General features: G+C 57.0%; 15 protein-coding genes. 10 read left to right on the top strand and 5 right to left on the bottom strand.

Annotated elements, in window-relative coordinates:
* Nucleotides 1-21 precede the first annotated feature (21 nt).
* Nucleotides 22-678, top strand: a complete 657-nt coding sequence (gene glnP, locus C8D90_RS00450; protein WP_115456461.1) for a glutamine ABC transporter permease GlnP — start codon at nt 22-24, stop codon at nt 676-678.
* On the top strand, nt 675-1,397 hold the full coding sequence (glnQ, locus tag C8D90_RS00445) for a glutamine ABC transporter ATP-binding protein GlnQ (protein ID WP_115456460.1): 723 nt from the start codon (nt 675-677) through the stop codon (nt 1,395-1,397). Before glnP ends, glnQ begins: the two co-directional genes overlap by 4 nt.
* A gap of 44 nt (nt 1,398-1,441) precedes the next feature.
* Here the strand turns inward: glnQ and rlmF are convergent, their stop codons facing one another.
* The gene (gene rlmF / locus C8D90_RS00440; RefSeq protein ID WP_115456459.1) at nt 1,442-2,386 is read right to left on the bottom strand and encodes a 23S rRNA (adenine(1618)-N(6))-methyltransferase RlmF; all 945 of its coding nucleotides are present in this window, start codon (nt 2,384-2,386) and stop codon (nt 1,442-1,444) included.
* A 278-nt stretch (nt 2,387-2,664) separates the two neighbouring features.
* Here rlmF and C8D90_RS00435 point away from each other — a divergent pair, with 278 nt between their 5' ends.
* The 5 genes from C8D90_RS00435 (at nt 2,665) to yejF (ending at nt 9,994) form a co-directional block, all read left to right on the top strand.
* Nucleotides 2,665-4,239 carry a cyclic di-GMP phosphodiesterase gene (locus C8D90_RS00435; RefSeq protein ID WP_115456458.1) on the top strand — a complete coding sequence of 525 codons (1,575 nt, stop codon included), beginning with the start codon at nt 2,665-2,667 and terminating at the stop codon, nt 4,237-4,239.
* 214 nt (nt 4,240-4,453) lie between these two features.
* Complete coding sequence (locus C8D90_RS00430; protein ID WP_115456457.1) at nt 4,454-6,265, top strand: extracellular solute-binding protein; 1,812 nt, start codon at nt 4,454-4,456, stop codon at nt 6,263-6,265.
* Between the two features lie 15 nt (nt 6,266-6,280).
* Nucleotides 6,281-7,381, top strand: coding sequence for a microcin C ABC transporter permease YejB (locus tag C8D90_RS00425; RefSeq protein WP_115456456.1), 1,101 nt, complete (start codon nt 6,281-6,283; stop codon nt 7,379-7,381).
* Nucleotides 7,378-8,403 carry an ABC transporter permease gene (locus C8D90_RS00420; protein ID WP_230472944.1) on the top strand — a complete coding sequence of 342 codons (1,026 nt, stop codon included), beginning with the start codon at nt 7,378-7,380 and terminating at the stop codon, nt 8,401-8,403. Before C8D90_RS00425 ends, C8D90_RS00420 begins: the two co-directional genes overlap by 4 nt.
* Nucleotide 8,404: 1 nt before the next feature.
* Entirely contained in the window at nt 8,405-9,994 is a 1,590-nt protein-coding gene (gene yejF / locus C8D90_RS00415; protein ID WP_115456454.1) for a microcin C ABC transporter ATP-binding protein YejF, read from the top strand.
* A gap of 27 nt (nt 9,995-10,021) precedes the next feature.
* Here yejF and C8D90_RS00410 read toward each other — a convergent pair whose 3' ends face one another.
* The 3 genes from C8D90_RS00410 to rsuA all read right to left on the bottom strand — a co-directional run bounded on the left by C8D90_RS00410 (nt 10,022) and on the right by rsuA (nt 13,049).
* A complete protein-coding gene (locus C8D90_RS00410; RefSeq protein WP_115456453.1) occupies nt 10,022-10,369 on the bottom strand; it encodes a YejG family protein in 348 nt (115 codons plus the stop codon).
* A gap of 754 nt (nt 10,370-11,123) precedes the next feature.
* A complete protein-coding gene (locus C8D90_RS00405) occupies nt 11,124-12,329 on the bottom strand; it encodes a Bcr/CflA family multidrug efflux MFS transporter (protein WP_115457210.1) in 1,206 nt (401 codons plus the stop codon).
* Between the two features lie 6 nt (nt 12,330-12,335).
* Nucleotides 12,336-13,049, bottom strand: a complete 714-nt coding sequence (gene rsuA, locus C8D90_RS00400) for a 16S rRNA pseudouridine(516) synthase RsuA (RefSeq protein ID WP_115456452.1) — start codon at nt 13,047-13,049, stop codon at nt 12,336-12,338.
* 166 nt (nt 13,050-13,215) lie between these two features.
* Here rsuA and C8D90_RS00395 point away from each other — a divergent pair, with 166 nt between their 5' ends.
* Nucleotides 13,216-14,976 (top strand): DEAD/DEAH box helicase, encoded by a 1,761-nt coding sequence (locus tag C8D90_RS00395; protein ID WP_115456451.1) that lies wholly within the window; start codon nt 13,216-13,218, stop codon nt 14,974-14,976.
* 137 nt (nt 14,977-15,113) lie between these two features.
* Nucleotides 15,114-15,398 carry a 50S ribosomal protein L25 gene (gene rplY, locus C8D90_RS00390; RefSeq protein WP_115456450.1) on the top strand — a complete coding sequence of 95 codons (285 nt, stop codon included), beginning with the start codon at nt 15,114-15,116 and terminating at the stop codon, nt 15,396-15,398.
* Nucleotides 15,399-15,460: 62 nt separating this feature from the next.
* Here rplY and yejK read toward each other — a convergent pair whose 3' ends face one another.
* Nucleotides 15,461-16,468 (bottom strand): nucleoid-associated protein YejK, encoded by a 1,008-nt coding sequence (gene yejK / locus C8D90_RS00385; RefSeq protein WP_115456449.1) that lies wholly within the window; start codon nt 16,466-16,468, stop codon nt 15,461-15,463.
* Between the two features lie 191 nt (nt 16,469-16,659).
* On the opposite strand from yejK, the gene C8D90_RS00380 reads away from it, so the two are divergent.
* A complete protein-coding gene (locus tag C8D90_RS00380) occupies nt 16,660-16,887 on the top strand; it encodes a YejL family protein (RefSeq protein ID WP_115456448.1) in 228 nt (75 codons plus the stop codon).
* Nucleotides 16,888-16,911: the final 24 nt, after the last annotated feature.

The following is a 16,911-nucleotide window of genomic DNA, read 5'->3' as shown; positions in this document are numbered from 1 at the left end:
TAAGTTTCCAGGAGATATTCCATGCAGTTTGAATGGAGCGCCGTTTGGTCCGCCCTCCCCATTCTGCTCGAAGGCGCCAAACTGACCCTGTGGATTTCCATCCTCGGGTTATGCGGCGGCCTGATTATCGGTGTGATTGCCGGCCTGGCCCGCGCAATCGGCGACTGGTTCAGCAGCCACGTCGCGCTGGTTTTCATCGAGTTAATCCGCGGCACGCCGATCGTCGTGCAGGTCATGTTCATCTACTTCGCGCTGCCGTTGATGGTTCCGGTGCGTATCGAACCGGTCACTGCCGCGGTAGTGACCATCATGATCAACTCCGGCGCCTACATCGCCGAAATCACCCGCGGCGCGGTGCAGTCAATTCACAGCGGTTTTCGCGAGGCCGGTCTGGCCCTTGGTCTGTCGCGCCGCGAAACCCTGCGCTACGTGATCATGCCGCTGGCCCTGCGCCGCATGCTGCCGCCGCTGGGCAACCAGTGGATTATCAGCATTAAAGATACCTCGCTGTTCATCGTTATCGGCGTGGCCGAGCTGACCCGCCAGGGGCAGGAGATCATCGCCGGTAACTTCCGCGCCATGGAAACCTGGACCGCGGTCGCCGTCGTGTATCTGGTCATCACCCAGGCGTTGAGCTTCGTGATGCGTCGCCTTGAGAAAAGAATGAAAATATTATGATTGAATTCAAACACGTTGATAAAAACTTCGGTCAGACGGAAGTCCTGCACGACATCAACCTGAAGATCAATCAGGGCGAGGTCGTGGTGATTATCGGGCCGTCCGGCTCCGGCAAATCCACGCTGTTACGCTGCATCAACAAGCTGGAAGAGATTACCCGCGGTGAGTTAATCGTCGATGGCCTGATGGTCAACGACCCGAAAGTGGACGAACGCCTGATCCGCCAGGAAGCCGGTATGGTGTTCCAGCAGTTTTACCTGTTCCCACACCTGACGGCGCTGGAAAACGTGATGTTCGGGCCGATCCGCGTACGCCACATGAGCAAGGCCGAGGCGGAAAAGCGCGCCCGGGCGCTGCTGGAGAAGGTCGGGCTTTCCGAACGCGCGCATCATTATCCGTCCGAACTTTCCGGCGGTCAGCAGCAGCGCGTGGCGATCGCCCGCGCCCTGGCGGTGAAACCGAAAATGATGCTGTTTGACGAGCCGACGTCCGCGCTCGACCCGGAACTGCGCCACGAAGTGCTGAAGGTCATGCAGGATCTGGCCGAAGAAGGCATGACGATGGTGATCGTCACGCACGAAATCGGCTTTGCGCAGAAGGTGGCGTCACGCCTGATTTTCGTTGATAAAGGACGGATTGCCGAGGACGGCGAGCCGGATGCGCTGATCACGGCGCCGCCGAGCGAACGGTTGAGGGAGTTCCTGCAACACGTTTCGTAATTGCCGCCCGCAGCCCCTTCACCGGGGCTGCGGCTTACCCGTTCTTATTTACGCTTTTCCGCCGGTAAAAACGTCCAGGCGATGAAGCGGCTGACTTTCTGGCCCTGCGCCATTTCCACCGTTTTGACTTCCCGCGCACCGACGTCCCTTAACGCCTGATAGAGCGGTTTCAGGTTTTCTTTACGCGACACCAGGCTGGTGAACCAGTTGACCTGGCTGGCGAATTCCGCGCTCTCTTTGATCATCCGGGTGATGAAGCCCGTCTCACCGCCTTCACACCATAACTCCCCGGCGGTGCCGCCGAAGTTCAGCGCCGGCTTATCCTCCAAACCGAGATTGCGGCGCTTACGCTGCGCGCCTTCGCCAGCCTGTTGCTCAGAGGCATGAAACGGCGGGTTGCACAGTGTCGCGGTGTAGCGTTCGCCTTTTTTGATCACGCCGCGGAAAATGTGCAGCGGATCTGGCTGGGTACGCAGGCGGATCGCGGTCGACAGCCCCGGATTGGCGCTGACGATCGCCGCCGCGGCTTTGACCGAGGCCGGATCGGTTTCCGTACCGGTAAAACGCCAACCGTATTCCGCCTGACCGATCAGCGGGTAAATGCAGCTCGCGCCCGTACCGATATCAAGTACGCTGACCTGCGGCCCGCGGGGAATAACGTTCTGGCCGTCGGCGGCCAACAAATCCGCCAGGTAATGAATATAATCCGCACGCCCCGGAACCGGCGGACATAACGCGCCCGGCGGTATCTGCCAGTGCGCCACGTTATAATGCTGGCTCAGCAAAGCCCGGTTAAGGCAAATTACCGCCCGGGGATCGGCGAAATCCACGCTCAAATCGCCCCATTCATTGCGCCGCACGAATTCGTTCAGTTCGGGCAACGCCGCGCACAACGCCGGAAAATCGTACCGCCCGCGATGGCGGCTGCGCGGGTGTAAATTATTTTTTACCGCCGGAGAAGCTCCGCCGGAAGATAAGGGCTTTTTCATAGTCATATCACACAAATTACAATAAAATTTCTGGCTGCTGTTCCGATATCCCCCAGTATACCCGCATCAGATTCGCCCCGCAGCGGAACTGAACAGGAGGCTTCGCGCTAACTGGCTGATTTAGGCTATAGTTGATTCAATTTCATCCGCCAAAACGTTCAACCGGATACCCACAATACAATTAATGAGAAAACCTGTATTTTTCATCCGAAATGTCTTACTTTCTGGCGCCTGAATATGTCATACGCCAATACAGCACCGACCGGGGCAATAATATAATGGGATTACAGGCAACGCTTTATAATAAAACAGCGCCTTCGCGTTTTCGTATTTTGCTCCCTACCCTGGTTGCCCTGCTTGTCACCTGCCTGTTTTTCTTCGTGGTCGGACATTCCCTGTACAACTACCGCAAAGTCCAGCAGCGGGACGTCGCGCGCAGCGACGTCGCTTACGCCGCCAGGTTTGCCGACGACATGCAAAAGCGCATAGAAAACCTGCTGCCGCTGTCGCGCCTGCCCTGCAAGGACGTTTACGACAATCTCTCCAGTTCGGCGGCGTTTGCCCCCGGTGTGCGGACATATCTGCTGGTTCGGCACGGCGTCGCCTACTGCTCCTCCGCCACGCGCACGATGTTTATTCCGGTCAAGCATATTTATCCGGAACTGAATTTGAGTCAGCCGTCGGATATCCGTTTACAGCAAGGTACGCCGATTATCCACGACAAACCCGTCCTGGCAGCCTGGATGGCGTCCGGGCCGGGAGCCGACACCGGCGTCATCATGACCCTGGATATCGACCCTGCGCCGTATATGCTGTTTTTCGCCCGCGAGCGCACCGCCTCCGGGCTGGCCCTGATTGTACAGGACAGAGCCATCAGCACCTTCGCCCCCGGCATCATCAAAGCATCGGCATTACCCAACAACCCGTCGGTTTCGCTCTCCGATCCCGAACGCAACCGCTTTTCTTTCCGGCTCTATGGACGTCCGCTGAGCAGCGGCGACATCAGCTGGCTGACCTCGCTGACCGCGCTGTTTTTCGCCCTGGCCTGGATGACCACCTATTACATCCTCTCCCAGCGCACCAGGGCCGACCGCGACATTCTGCGCGGCATCAAAAACCGTGAGTTTTTCCTGGTTTACCAACCGGTTATTCATGCTGATGACATGAGCATCGGCGGCATCGAAATCCTGATCCGCTGGAAGCACCCCCGCCTGGGGCTGATCCCGCCGGACCAGTTCATTCCTTACTGCGAAGCGCAGGGGCTTATCATCCCTCTCACCCGCTACATTCTGGCGCAGGTCGCGCGCGAAGCGCATCAGCTGACGTCGCTGCTGTCGGCCGACGTCAAGCTCGGCATCAATATCGCGCCGTCGCAGCTCACCGATCCCGACTTTCGCGGCGACGTCCTGGAATTTCTCTCTCAACTGCCGCCCGCGCACTTTCAGGCGGTGTTTGAAATCACCGAACGCAGCATGGTGCAACACGGCGATGCGGAGGAGATTTTCGACTGGCTGCACCAGCAAAACGTCGCCATTTCCATTGACGACTTCGGCACCGGGCACAGCGCGCTCATCTACCTGGAGCGCTACAAAATCGATTATCTGAAAATCGACCGGGGCTTCATTCACTCCATCGGCATGGACACCGTAACCGCGCCGGTACTGGACGCCGTGCTTTCGCTGGCGGAAAAACTTCAGCTCCGCGTAGTCGCGGAGGGCGTAGAGAACGAAGAGCAGGCGGAATACCTGCGTAAACGCGGCGTACACTATTTTCAGGGGTTTCTCTATTGCCGGCCGATTCCCCTGGCGCAACTGCAGGATTTCATACGTCACTGGCAGCGCCCCGCCGTGTAAATCGGATAAAAGAAAGGCAAAAAAACGTCACTTAATAAACTTTTATCCCGCAAAAGCCATTATATTGATATTATTGGTATATCCGCAGGAGTGCGGTGACGGGAGGCGTTTGGCCGGTCTTACCTTTCCGCAGGAAGCAAATGGTTCATGTGGGAACAACGCGGTGTGACGGCATCACCCTTTGTCTGTTTTCTGAGCGGGAGCTTATTGGTCTATGTATGCGCGCGTGTTGATCGCACTGTTTTTTTCGTTGCTGAGCCTGAACGTCCGGGCGGATACCATCAATGAGAGCTATGCCCTGTCCATCCTCGGCGAGCCTAAATACACCAGCGACTTTACGCACTTCGATTACGTAAACCCCGCCGCGCCCAAAGGCGGCGACATCACGCTTGCCGCCATCGGCACCTACGACAGCTTCAACCGTTACTCGATGCGCGGTAACCCGGCCGCCCGCAGCGGCGAAATGTACGATACCCTGTTTGCCTCCTCTGCCGATGAAATCGGCAGCTATTATCCGCTGATCGGCGAGTCCGTGCGTTACGACAGCCAGTATCGCTGGGCCGAAGTCAACCTGAACGCCAATGCCCGTTTTCAGGACAATACCCCGATCACCGCAAAAGACGTCGAGTTCAGTTTTAATAAATTCACGACCGAAGGGGTTCCCCAGTTCCGCAGCTTTTATCGCGGCGTAAAGGTGAAGGCCATTTCCCGCCTGACGGTCCGCTTCGAGCTTCCCGAACCGGACAAAGAGATGATGCTCAGCCTGATCGGCGGCCTGAAGATCATGCCCGCCAGTTACTGGCAGCACCACAAACTTTCCGATCCGCTGAGCACCCCGCCGCTGGGCAGCGGCCCGTACCGGGTTTCCGACTATCGTCTGGGGCAATACGTGACCTATGCGCGGGTGCGTGATTATTGGGCGGCAAACCTGCCGGTCAACCGCGGGCGCTTTAACTTCGACACCATCCGCTACGATTACTATCAGGACGACAAAGTCTCGCTGGAAGCCTTTAAGGCCGGCGCTTACGACTTCCGTATTGAAACGTCGCCGAAAAACTGGGCGACGCAGTATAAAGGCGGCAACTTTGCGCGCAAATACATCGTTACCCAGGATGACATCAACCAGGCAGCGCAGGACACCCGTTGGCTGGCCTTCAACATCAAACGCCCTATCTTCGCCGACCGGCGGGTGCGCGAAGCCATCACCCTGGCGTTTGATTTCAACTGGATGAACAAAGCGCTGTATTACGGTGCTTATCAGCGCACCGACAGCTACTTCCAGAATACCCCGTACGCCGCACGCAGCTACCCCGATGCGGCAGAACTGGGCTGGCTGGCGCCGCTGAAGGATAAAATTCCGGCGGAGACGCTCAGCCAAATCTATCAGCCGCCGCAGACCGACGGCAGCGGCAACGATCGGGAAAACCTGCTTAAAGCGGCCAGGCTGCTGGAAGAAGCCGGCTGGGAAGTGAAGGATCAGCGCCTGGTCAATAAGCAGACCGGCAAGCCGTTCGTTTTCGAACTTTTGCTGCTCTCCGGCAGTAATTTCCAGTACGTTCAGCCATTCCAGCACAATCTGGCGCGGCTGGGCATTACCATGGAAATCCGCCAGATCGACACGTCGCAGTACCTCAACCGCATGCGTAAGCGGGACTACGACATGATGCCGACGGTTTATCAGGGCATGAACTATCCGGAAACCTCGCTGAAAATCCTGTGGGACTCCCACTACCTGGATTCGTCGTGGAACGCACCCGGCGTGCAGGACCCCGCCGTTGATACGCTGGTGGCCGAAATCATCGCCAATCAGGGCAAACCTGATGCCCTGCGTGCGCTCGGACGGGCGTTGGACCGGGTGCTGACCTGGAACTACTACATGCTGCCGATGTGGTATTCCAATCACGACCGTCTGGCCTACTGGGATAAGTTCTCCATGCCCGCACTGCGCCCGACTTACAGCCTGGGCTTCGATACCTGGTGGTACGACGTGAACCGCGCGTCGCGCCTGCCTGAACAACGGCGTTGAAACTAAGGAGAATCCGTGACTGCCTACCTGATACGCCGTTTACTGCTGATTATTCCCACGCTGTGGGCAATTATTACCATTAACTTTTTTATCGTCCAAATCGCTCCCGGCGGGCCGGTCGATCAGGCCATCGCCGCCATCGAATTCGGTCGCGGCAGCGGGCTTAACGCGGGCGGCGGAGCTGAGTATTCCAGCGCGGCCTCCGCCGGTTTGGGTTCCGCGAACCTCGGCGACGGCCAGTACCGTGGCTCGCGCGGGCTTGACCCGGAAGTGATTGCCGAGATCAAACACCGTTTCGGCTTTGATAAACCGCTGCACGAGCGCTATTTCACCATGCTGTGGAACTACATCCGCTTCGATTTCGGCGACAGCCTGTTCCGCGGCGGTTCGGTAATGTCGCTGATCACAAGCAGCATGCCGGTTTCCATTTCCCTCGGCCTGTGGAGCACGCTGATTATTTACCTGGTGTCGATTCCGCTGGGCATCCGCAAGGCGGTGTATAACGGCAGCGCATTTGACACCTGGAGCAGTACGCTGATTATCATCGGCTACGCCATTCCTGCGTTTCTTTTCGCCATGGTGCTGATCGTGTTGTTTGCCGGCGGCAGCTACTGGGATCTCTTTCCGTTGCGCGGGCTGGTGTCCAGCAACTTCGATACCCTGCCCTGGTATCAGAAAGTGACCGATTACCTGTGGCATATCACGCTGCCGGTACTCGCAACGGTGATCGGCGGCTTCGCCACGCTGACCATGCTGACCAAAAACTCATTTCTCGACGAAGTGCGTAAGCAGTACGTCACCACCGCCCGCGCCAAAGGGCTGGATGATAAAAAAATCCTTTACCGCCACGTATTCCGCAACGCGATGCTACTGGTGATCGCCGGTTTCCCGGCCACGTTCATCAGCATGTTTTTTACCGGCTCGCTGCTGATTGAGGTCATCTTCTCCCTTAACGGCCTCGGCCTGTTGGGGTACGACGCCACGTTGCAACGCGATTACCCGGTAATGTTCGGCACGTTGTACATTTTCACGCTGATCGGCCTGTTGCTGAACATCGTCAGCGATATCACCTACACCCTCGTCGATCCCCGTATTGATTTCGAGGCGCGCAACTGATGAGACTCAATGCTATCAATCAGGCCCGCTGGGAAAGATTCAAGGCCAACCGCCGCGGTTACTGGTCACTGAAGTTATTCGTCGTTATTTTTATCCTCAGCTTGGCGGCGGAGCTCATCGCCAATGACAAGCCGCTGCTGGTCAGTTACCAAAATCAGCTGTACACGCCGTTTCTGGTGAACTACAGCGAAACCACCTTCGGCGGCGAGTTCCGCACCGCGGCGGATTATCAGGACCCGGTGCTGCTGAAAAATATCGAAGACAACGGCTGGGCCATCTGGGCGCCGGTTCGCTACAGCTATAACAGCATCAATTTCACTACCGACGTTCCTTTCCCCGCGCCCCCCTCCTTCCAGCACTGGCTGGGAACGGACGAAAACGGCAGCGACGTGCTTGCCCAGGTGCTGTACGGCCTGCGCATCTCCATCCTGTTCGGGCTGATGCTGACGCTTCTTGCCAGCATCATCGGTATTACCGTGGGCGCCACGCAGGGATATTACGGCGGCAAGGTCGACCTGATCGGCCAGCGCATTATTGAAGTGTGGTCGGGCATGCCGACGCTGTTTTTGATTATCCTGCTTTCCAGCGTGGTACAGCCCAACTTCTGGTGGCTGCTGGCGATTACCGTGACGTTCGGCTGGATGAGCCTGGTCGGCGTGGTGCGCGCTGAGTTCCTGCGTACGCGTAACTTCGACTATATCCGCGCAGCGCGGGCGATGGGCGTGCGCGACGGCACCATTATGCGCCGCCATATGCTGCCCAATGCGATGGTCGCGACGCTGACCTTCCTGCCGTTTATTCTGTGCGGTTCTATCACCACCCTGACGTCGCTGGACTTCCTCGGCTTCGGCCTGCCGATCGGTTCGCCTTCGCTGGGCAGCCTGCTGTTGCAGGGGAAAAATAACCTCCAGGCGCCCTGGCTGGGGATTACCGCCTTTCTCGTGCTGGCTTCCCTGCTGTCGCTGCTGATTTTCATCGGCGAAGCGGTACGCGACGCCTTCGACCCGTCAAAGGTATATTGATATGACGACGCCATTACTTTCCATCCGGGATCTCAGTATCGCCTTCCGCCGCGGCGAAGAGGTGCGTCAGGTCGTCGACGGGCTGTCGTTATCCGTAGCCGAAGGAGAAACCCTGGCGCTGGTGGGGGAGTCCGGCTCAGGCAAAAGCGTCACCGCGCTTTCCGTGCTGCGCCTGCTGCCCTCTCCGCCGGTAGTGTACCCTCAGGGCGAGATCCTGTTTGCCGGTAAATCCCTGCTGGATGCGCCGGAAAGCGCGCTGCGTAAAGTGCGTGGTAACGACATCGCCATGATTTTTCAGGAGCCGATGGTTTCCCTGAACCCGCTGCACACTATCGAAAAACAGCTGGCGGAAGTGCTGTCTTTGCATCGCGGCATGCGCAGCGAGCAGGCGCGCGGGGAAATCATCAGTTGTCTGGACCGCGTGGGCATCCGCAATGCCAAAAACCGCCTGCGCGACTACCCGCACCAGCTGTCCGGCGGAGAGCGCCAGCGCGTGATGATCGCCATGGCGTTGCTGACTCATCCGCGCCTGCTGATTGCCGATGAGCCGACCACCGCTCTGGACGTCTCCGTACAGGCCCAAATCCTGACGCTGCTGAAAGAGCTGCGCCAGGAGCTGAACATGGCGATGCTGTTTATCACCCACAACCTGAATATCGTGCGTCGTCTGGCAGACAATGTCGCCGTGATGCGGCAGGGCAAACGGGTTGAATACGCCCCCTGCGCAACCTTGTTCAGCACGCCGCAGCATGAATACACCCAGGCGCTGCTTAACGCAGAGCCGCATGGCCAGCCTGCCCCGTTGCCCCAGCCCGAGCAGGATCTGTTAAAGGTCAGGGAGCTCAACGTCAGCTTTGCGGTAAAAAAAGGCCTGCTACGCCGTACCACCGGCTACAACACCATTGTGAATAACGTCAGCTTTACCCTGCGCCGCGGGGAAAGCCTGGGGCTGGTCGGAGAGTCGGGTTCCGGCAAGAGCACCACCGGGCTGGCGCTGCTGCGCCTGCTGCCCTCGCAGGGTGAGATTTGGTTTGACGGCCAGCCCCTGCATCAGTTCAACAACAAGCAGCTGCTACCGTTTCGCAGCCGCATTCAGGTGGTATTCCAGGACCCGTTTTCCGCACTGAATCCGCGCCTTAACGTAGAGCAGATCATTGCCGAAGGGTTGCTGGTGCATCAAAAGCTGACGCCGCAGGCGCGTGAAGAGCGGGTTATTGCGGCCATGCAGGAAGTCGGCCTTGATCCGGAAAACCGCTCGCGTTATCCGTCCGAATTCTCCGGCGGGCAACGGCAACGCATCGCCATCGCGCGGGCGCTGATTTTGCAGCCTCAGTTGCTGATACTGGATGAGCCTACATCGTCATTGGACCGCTCAGTGCAGGCACAGATTCTGACCTTGCTGAAAACGCTTCAGCAACGTCATCAGTTGGCTTATCTGTTCATCAGTCACGATTTGCAGGTGGTGCGATCCCTGTGTCATCAGGTGATCGTACTGAAAGGCGGAAATGTCATCGAACAAGGAGAGTGTGAGCGTATTTTTTCCGCGCCCGCGCAGGATTACACCCGCCAGTTGCTGTCGTTTGCAGATTAAGCAGACACCCGGTTTGATCGCCGGGCGTCAGAAAGGATAGTGTGCGGCTACGGGTTCTGCGATGGCGACGCCAACGTTTTTCAGGCGGCACATCACGGCGCTTTCATCCCTGAGATGCACAAAAAGGCAAGGCTCCCCTTCATACTCAACAATAAAGCAGTCTATCTGCATCTCAAGCAGCGACTGCTCCAGATAGCGCATGATCTGACGCGCCACCGCGCCCTCATGGCTAAGCAACTTAAGGCCTATCAGATTATTGTCGGTGTCCGCGGTCGTTACCGCTGTGACGGGTTCAACCTTGACGCCGGTAAAACCCGATGACCAACGATAACTTTGTGGCAATCGGTGGACGATCGAAAGTTGGAAACTGTTCACTTTTTTACCCTAGCTGAAAATATAAAACAATTTTTTCACAAAAAACTCACATCGTAAATAAGATAACGCACAAAACTCCCTTTATAGGGGGCATTTTTTCTTATTTCGTTATTAATTATCTTTCCCGCTTACCGGATTTTCCCCCGCTGAAGCGTCATCACTCCCCTGCTCCACCGGGTGCTTGTTCTCTATTGTGTCCGCGGAATCATTGTTCTTGCGGGGTATATGTATACCTTTCTTCCGTTTATCTCAACCATTTTTGTTTCATTTTAATTACGCGAGCATATTTTTAATTTCACATAGTACAAACATACATTGTTTTTGACTTACCACTTAAGGGTTAACTGCCATTGAAAAATCAATAAATTCAAAATGATAAGAACCATTTATTAAGCGCATCGCCGCCAGTTTCGGATATTTCTTCATATGGCACAAATAATGCACAATTTACTGCCAACGTCTGAGCATCTTTTGCCAAGTATATTGATAATTTTATTGTCTAATTCTGAGTAATTCTCCAGATAAATGAATGAGTCTTACTCAGGTAAAGAATATCGTTGCGATATAGCAGGCAGGATAAAGAAAGTAATAAGTATCTTATTATTGAGGTTGTATGGCGCGTTATTTAGACCGGTAATGCGGACAAGCCTTAACGCTGTGATGACGTGTCCGCACCGGTGAATAATAAATAACAATTCCCTAACAAACAATCAGATAACGGAGAGCCTGATTGCAGGAACGCGTGTGGCGGCGATCACGCCGCCTGCGTTTTGCGCTTCACTCCCCGGCTGGCATACAGGAACAACAGCATCGCGACGATGATGCACAGCGCCATGGAGCAAATCATCGGCCAGGCGCTGCGGGCCGGGGCCAGCGCCAACAGGGAGCCGACCGCCGAACCCAGGCTGAAGCGCAGCGTTCCCGCCAGCGAAGACGCCGTTCCCGCCATATGCGGAAAATCATCGAGAATCACCGCCATCGCATTGGATGAGATCATCGCGATACACCCTACGTAGGCGGCCACGCCAATCACCAGCGCCCAGAACCCCAGCCCCATCAATGCGGAGAGTACCAGCCAGATCCCCATCACCAGTTGCACCATCAGCCCGAAACGCATCATGCGGGTTGCGCCGAAGCGCCTGACGTTACGGCTGTTAATCAGGGTCATCAGGAACAGGAAGACGATATTCAGTGCAAAGTAATAACCGAAATGCTGCGGCGACACGCCGTTGAGATCGATGTAGACGAACGGGCCGGCGCTGAGGAATGAAAACATGCCGGCAAACGAAAAACCGCTGGCCAGCATATAGCACAGCACCCGCTTATGGCGAAACAGCGAAGCAAAATTTCCGGCCGTGTTGCGCAGCCGGAACGGCTGACGTTTCTCTTTCGGCAGGGTTTCGCGGATGTTGACGGCCACCAGGATCGTACCCAGCAGCGCGGCGGCGGCCATGGTCCAGAAAATCGCATGCCAGCTGAACCAAACAAGCAGCGCGCCGCCCAGTATCGGCGCCAGCAAAGGCGCGATGGTCATGACCAGCACCACGAAAGACATCATGCGCGAGAACTCGTCCTTGGTGAACATATCGCGCATCAGGGCATTAATCACCACGCTGGCGGCCGCAGCGGCGAGCCCGTGCAGCAGACGCATCCAAATCAGTTGATCAATGCTTTGCGACAGCGCGCAGGCGGCGCCGGCCAGCGCGAACGCCAGCGTGCCGTACATGATGATCGGCTTACGCCCCAGGCTGTCCGCCATCGGGCCGTATATCAACTGACCAAAGGCGAAACCCAGCGTGTAGCTGGTCAGCGTCATCTGAACCTGACCGCCCGGCACGCCGAACTGTTCGGCAATGACGGGCATACCGGGCAGATACATATCTATCGCCAGCGGCATCAGCATGGAAAGCAGGCCGAGGATGAAAATCAGCCCCAGATGGGAAGTACGGGATTGTTGCACGCGCACTTACCCCTTGTTGCCGGGAACGGCGATGCTGGCGATTTCCTCCGCCGTCAACGGGCGGTATTCACCCGGCTCAAGCGTTTCGTCCAACACGATTGCGCCGATTCGCTCCCGGTGCAGCGCGGTAACACGGTTTTCCACCGCGGCAAACATCCGTTTGACCTGATGATAGCGCCCTTCGCTGATGGTCAGGCGAACGTTATGTTCGTCAATCACCTCCAACTGTGCGGGCTTGGTCAGGCTTTTCTCGCCGTGCAGTTGCACGCCGTCGGTAAAGCGTTGCGCCGTATCCGCCGCCAGCGGGTGTTCCAGCGTCACCCGGTAAGTTTTCTCGCAGTGATGCTTGGGGGACGTAATGCGGTGCGACCACTGCCCGTCGTCGGTCAGCAACACCAGCCCGGTGGTATCGATGTCCAGCCGCCCTGCCGCATGCAGTTTTTCCGCCAACGGCTCGTCGATGAAATAGAGAATAGTCGGATGGTCCGGATCGTCGGTAGAACAGACATAACCTTCGGGCTTGTTCAGCATGAAATAGCGCGGACCGTTGATTTGCTCCAGCACGTTGCCGTCGTAAGCCACCTGATGTTCCGGCAGCACTTTAAACGCCCCGCTTTTTACCACCTCGTCGTCCACCGTCACGCGCTGAGCGCGTAATTCGCGCGCCACCAGCGAACGGCTGATCCCTAACTGTTGGGATAAAAACTTATCAAGTCGCATGAAACCTGCTTATTTCCGGTGTAAAGAATAGAGTTAAAAATGGGAAGCCCATTGAAACAAAGCCGCCTAGTATAACGATGCTCTGCGATCAAGCGTAGTCAAATTGCCATCGGCCGGCCGTTGCTTCATGCTATGGGGTGAAATAAGCAGGATACCGGGCAACATTATGGGATTTACTTTACGTCCTTATCAACGCGAAGCCGTAGACGCGACCATCAACTACTTTCGTCATCACCGTGAGCCGGCCGTCATCGTGCTGCCTACCGGCGCGGGGAAAAGCCTGGTCATCGCGGAACTGGCGCGCCTGGCGCGCGGGCGGGTGCTGGTTCTGGCGCACGTGAAGGAGCTGGTTGCGCAAAATCACGCCAAATACCGCGCTTACGGCCTGGAGGCCGATATTTTTTCTGCGGGTCTGCAACAGAAAGAGAGCGAGGGAAAAGTGGTATTCGGCAGTGTGCAGTCGGTGGCGCGCAATCTGGATCGTTTCGGCGACGGCTTTTCGTTGCTGATCGTGGATGAATGCCACCGTATCGGCGACGGTGACGACGGTCAGTATCAGCAGATTTTACAGCACCTGCGCGCGCGGAATCCGAACCTGCGTTTGCTGGGGCTGACCGCTACGCCCTACCGGCTGGGAAAAGGCTGGATCTATCAGTTCCATTACCACGGCATCGTACGCGGCGACGCCAACACGCTGTTCCGCGACTGTATTTATGAGCTTCCCCTGCGCTATATGATCAAAAACGGTTTTCTGGTGCCGCCGGAACGCCTCGACATGCCGGTGGTGCAGTATGACTTCAGCCGCCTGGAGCCGGGCAGCAACGGGCTTTTCCGCGAGGTGGATCTCAACCGCGAGCTGAAACAGCAGCAACGCATTACGCCGCATATCGTCAGCCAGATTGAAGAGTACGCACGCGATCGCCAGGGCGTCATGATTTTCGCTGCCACGGTAGAGCACGCCAGAGAGATCCTCAGCCTGCTGCCCGCCGGACGCGCCGCACTGGTCAGCGCCGATACCCCGGGAAAAGAGCGCGACGCGATCATTACCGCTTTCAAGGCCCGGCAGTTGCACTACCTGGTTAACGTCGCCGTGCTGACCACCGGCTTTGACGCTCCGCATGTCGACCTGATCGCCATTCTGCGCCCGACGGAGTCCGTCAGCCTGTATCAGCAAATCGTCGGCCGCGGCCTACGCCTCTCGCCGGACAAAACGGACTGCCTGATTCTGGACTATGCCGGCAACCCGCACGATCTCTACACCCCGGAAGTCGGCAACAGTAAACCGCACGGCGACAGCCAGCCGGTACAGGTTTTCTGCCCCGGCTGCGGCTTCGCCAACACGTTCTGGGGGAAATGCGACGAAAACGGCAACGTCATCGAGCATTATGGCCGCCGCTGTCAGGGCTGGCTGGAAGACGACGACGGCGCGCGCGAACAGTGCGATTACCGCTTCCGCTTCAAAAACTGCCCGCAGTGCGGCGCGGAAAACGACATCGCTGCGCGCCGCTGCCATCAGTGCGACGCCATACTGGTCGACCCCGACGACATGCTGAAAGAGGCGCTGAAGCTGAAGGATGCCCTGGTGCTGCGCTGCGCGGGCATGCGCCTGCGTCACGGGCAGGACGATAAAGGGGAATGGCTGGGCATCACCTACTACGACGAGGACGGCGCCGACGCCGGCGAACGTTTCCGCCTGCGCACCCCGGCCCAGCTCACCGCGTTTCGCCAACTGTTTCTGCGTCCGCACCTGCGTGCGCCCGGTACGGAGCTGGTTTGGCGCAACGCCGCGGACATCGTGGCCCAGCAGGACAAGCTGCGCCACCCCGATTTTGTGGTGGCGCGCCGCCGCGGGCAGTTCTGGCAAATCCGCGAAAAGATCTTCGATTATCAGGGCCGCTACCGCAAAGCCAACGAGCTGCGCGGCTAAGAACAACACGGATTTATTTGCCGTTGGCGCCGTATTCCGTTAGAATGCCGCCCGCTTTTATTCATAAAAGCAGAATCGTCTGCCTGTTGCTGGGTCGCCTGTAACAGGCTTAATTTTTCTGAAAAAGAGACAGATTAATGTTTACTCTTAATGCAACTGTACGTACTGAGCAGGGTAAGGGTGCGAGCCGCCGCCTGCGTTCCGCCAGCAAATTCCCGGCCATCGTTTACGGTGGTAAAGAAGAGCCGGTTTCCATCGTTCTGGATCACGACAGCACCTGGAACATGCAGGCTAAAGAAGGCTTCTACGGCGAAGTTATCGCGCTGGTTATCGATGGTAAAGAAACCAAAGTCAAAGTTCAGGCTGTTCAGCGTCACCCGTTCAAGCCGAAACTGACTCACATCGACTTCGTACGCGCTTAATCGCTTACGTCGATGGAACGAAAAAACGCCGCGATTTCGCGGCGTTTTTTTATGCTTCACGTTTAGCTGCCGCTTTTGGTGTAGCGTTGCAGCTGATCGCGCAGGTTGGGCGGCGTGCCCTTGATGGTCAGGGTATCGGTCGCCGGGTCCCAGAAAATACGTTCTCCCAGCAGCAACGCGTCGAAGTTGAGCGTCAGGCCGCCGCCACTGCCCGCCAGCTTGGTCAACTGACGCAGCGTACCGCGATCTGCCGGGAAGCTTTCCGCCAGATCGTACCCCTGCTCGGCGGTGAACTCGCGGAAGTTTTTCTCACCGACGGCGGGTAACTCTTCGGCCAGCGCGTCCAGCTCGATTTCTTCCCCGGCCTGCAGTTGCCCGTTGCAGTAGGTGTAAACCTGTTGCCGGTAGGACTGGCGCTCGTTCTTGTCCAGCTGAGCTTCGGCGCAGTAATCATCCACAGCCTGCAACAGCCCGCGATTTTGCACCTTGGCGTTAAGCCCCTCGCTGGCCGCCAGGAAATCCATAAAGAAATCGGAGACCTTACGCCCAACCCGGCCTTTCAGGAAGGTCAGGTAACGCTGCGACTCCGGGTTGGTTTCCCATTCGGTGAGATCGATACGCGCGACGATGTCGGCATGCATGATATCCAGATAATGCGTACTGCTGATATCCAGTTGTTCGTTGACGCGCATGCTGTTGCAGCTGTTGAGTACCGCGATCAGCAGATACTCCACCGCCAGGTAGCGATACTGGCAAAACAGCACGATGCCGCCGTCTGCGAAGGGGTACTTCGCCAGCTCATCACGCAGCCGGCCGGTAGCGGCGCGGCTGAACGCCAGGAAGTCTTCATCTCCGCGGCGGCAGGCCCGCAACGCGTCCGCCAGTTCGCTGCCTTCGTCGAAGGTGCCGTAGGCCTTATTTTTGGCGCTGTAAACACGATGCAGTTCCGCCATCATTTCGTCGACGGTGCTGTTATTGGTCAGCAGTGAATCGCGCAATATTACGTCCAGTTGTTGCTCATCACGCTTGATCAACTGGTGCAGGGCAATCTGGTCGATATCCAGGCTCATGCTAAAAATTCTCCCCTTTTTACGGCCCGCTGGCAGATTATGACGGCGTATTCAAACACCCTTGCGCCCTCATCGCAAGCGGCTTCCCACCCGGGAATGAATGCAAATGATAATAGATGTATAAAAGAGCGGAAAAAACTGACTTCATACGTTAAAATAGGCGACTTTGTCAGTCCACAAAGTAAGAATTTATGCCACAATCATCCCGTTACAGCGACGAGCAGGTAGAACAGCTGCTTACCAAACTGGTTCAGGTTCTGGAACACGATCAGACGCCCACCGATCTTTCATTGATGGTGCTGGGTAATATGGTGACTAATCTGATCAACACCAGCATTGCGCCTGCTCAACGTCATGCAATTGCCCGCTCGTTTGCGGAAGCTCTGCAGGCTTCCATTCGGGAAGACAGAGCCCACTAATTTTCAGCCCGGACTAACAGACAG

This window comes from Enterobacillus tribolii (genome assembly GCF_003363015.1).
GTDB classification, from domain to species: Bacteria; Pseudomonadota; Gammaproteobacteria; order Enterobacterales; family Enterobacteriaceae; genus Enterobacillus; species Enterobacillus tribolii.
Note: the sequence above shows the minus strand (reverse complement) of the source record. Positions and strands in the feature narration are given on the sequence as shown.

Bases quoted from the DNA above. Each gene is read 5' to 3' on its own strand.
- rsuA (WP_115456452.1), bottom strand. From the start codon at position 13,049: ATGCGACTTGATAAGTTTTTATCCCAACAGTTAGGGATCAGCCGTTCG.
- C8D90_RS00435 (WP_115456458.1), top strand. From the start codon at position 2,665: ATGGGATTACAGGCAACGCTTTATAATAAAACAGCGCCTTCGCGTTTT.
- glnQ (WP_115456460.1), top strand. From the start codon at position 675: ATGATTGAATTCAAACACGTTGATAAAAACTTCGGTCAGACGGAAGTC.
- rlmF (WP_115456459.1), bottom strand. From the start codon at position 2,386: ATGAAAAAGCCCTTATCTTCCGGCGGAGCTTCTCCGGCGGTAAAAAAT.
- yejK (WP_115456449.1), bottom strand. From the start codon at position 16,468: ATGAGCCTGGATATCGACCAGATTGCCCTGCACCAGTTGATCAAGCGT.
- C8D90_RS00430 (WP_115456457.1), top strand. From the start codon at position 4,454: ATGTATGCGCGCGTGTTGATCGCACTGTTTTTTTCGTTGCTGAGCCTG.
- C8D90_RS00395 (WP_115456451.1), top strand. From the start codon at position 13,216: ATGGGATTTACTTTACGTCCTTATCAACGCGAAGCCGTAGACGCGACC.
- glnP (WP_115456461.1), top strand. From the start codon at position 22: ATGCAGTTTGAATGGAGCGCCGTTTGGTCCGCCCTCCCCATTCTGCTC.
- C8D90_RS00380 (WP_115456448.1), top strand. From the start codon at position 16,660: ATGCCACAATCATCCCGTTACAGCGACGAGCAGGTAGAACAGCTGCTT.
- rplY (WP_115456450.1), top strand. From the start codon at position 15,114: ATGTTTACTCTTAATGCAACTGTACGTACTGAGCAGGGTAAGGGTGCG.
- yejF (WP_115456454.1), top strand. From the start codon at position 8,405: ATGACGACGCCATTACTTTCCATCCGGGATCTCAGTATCGCCTTCCGC.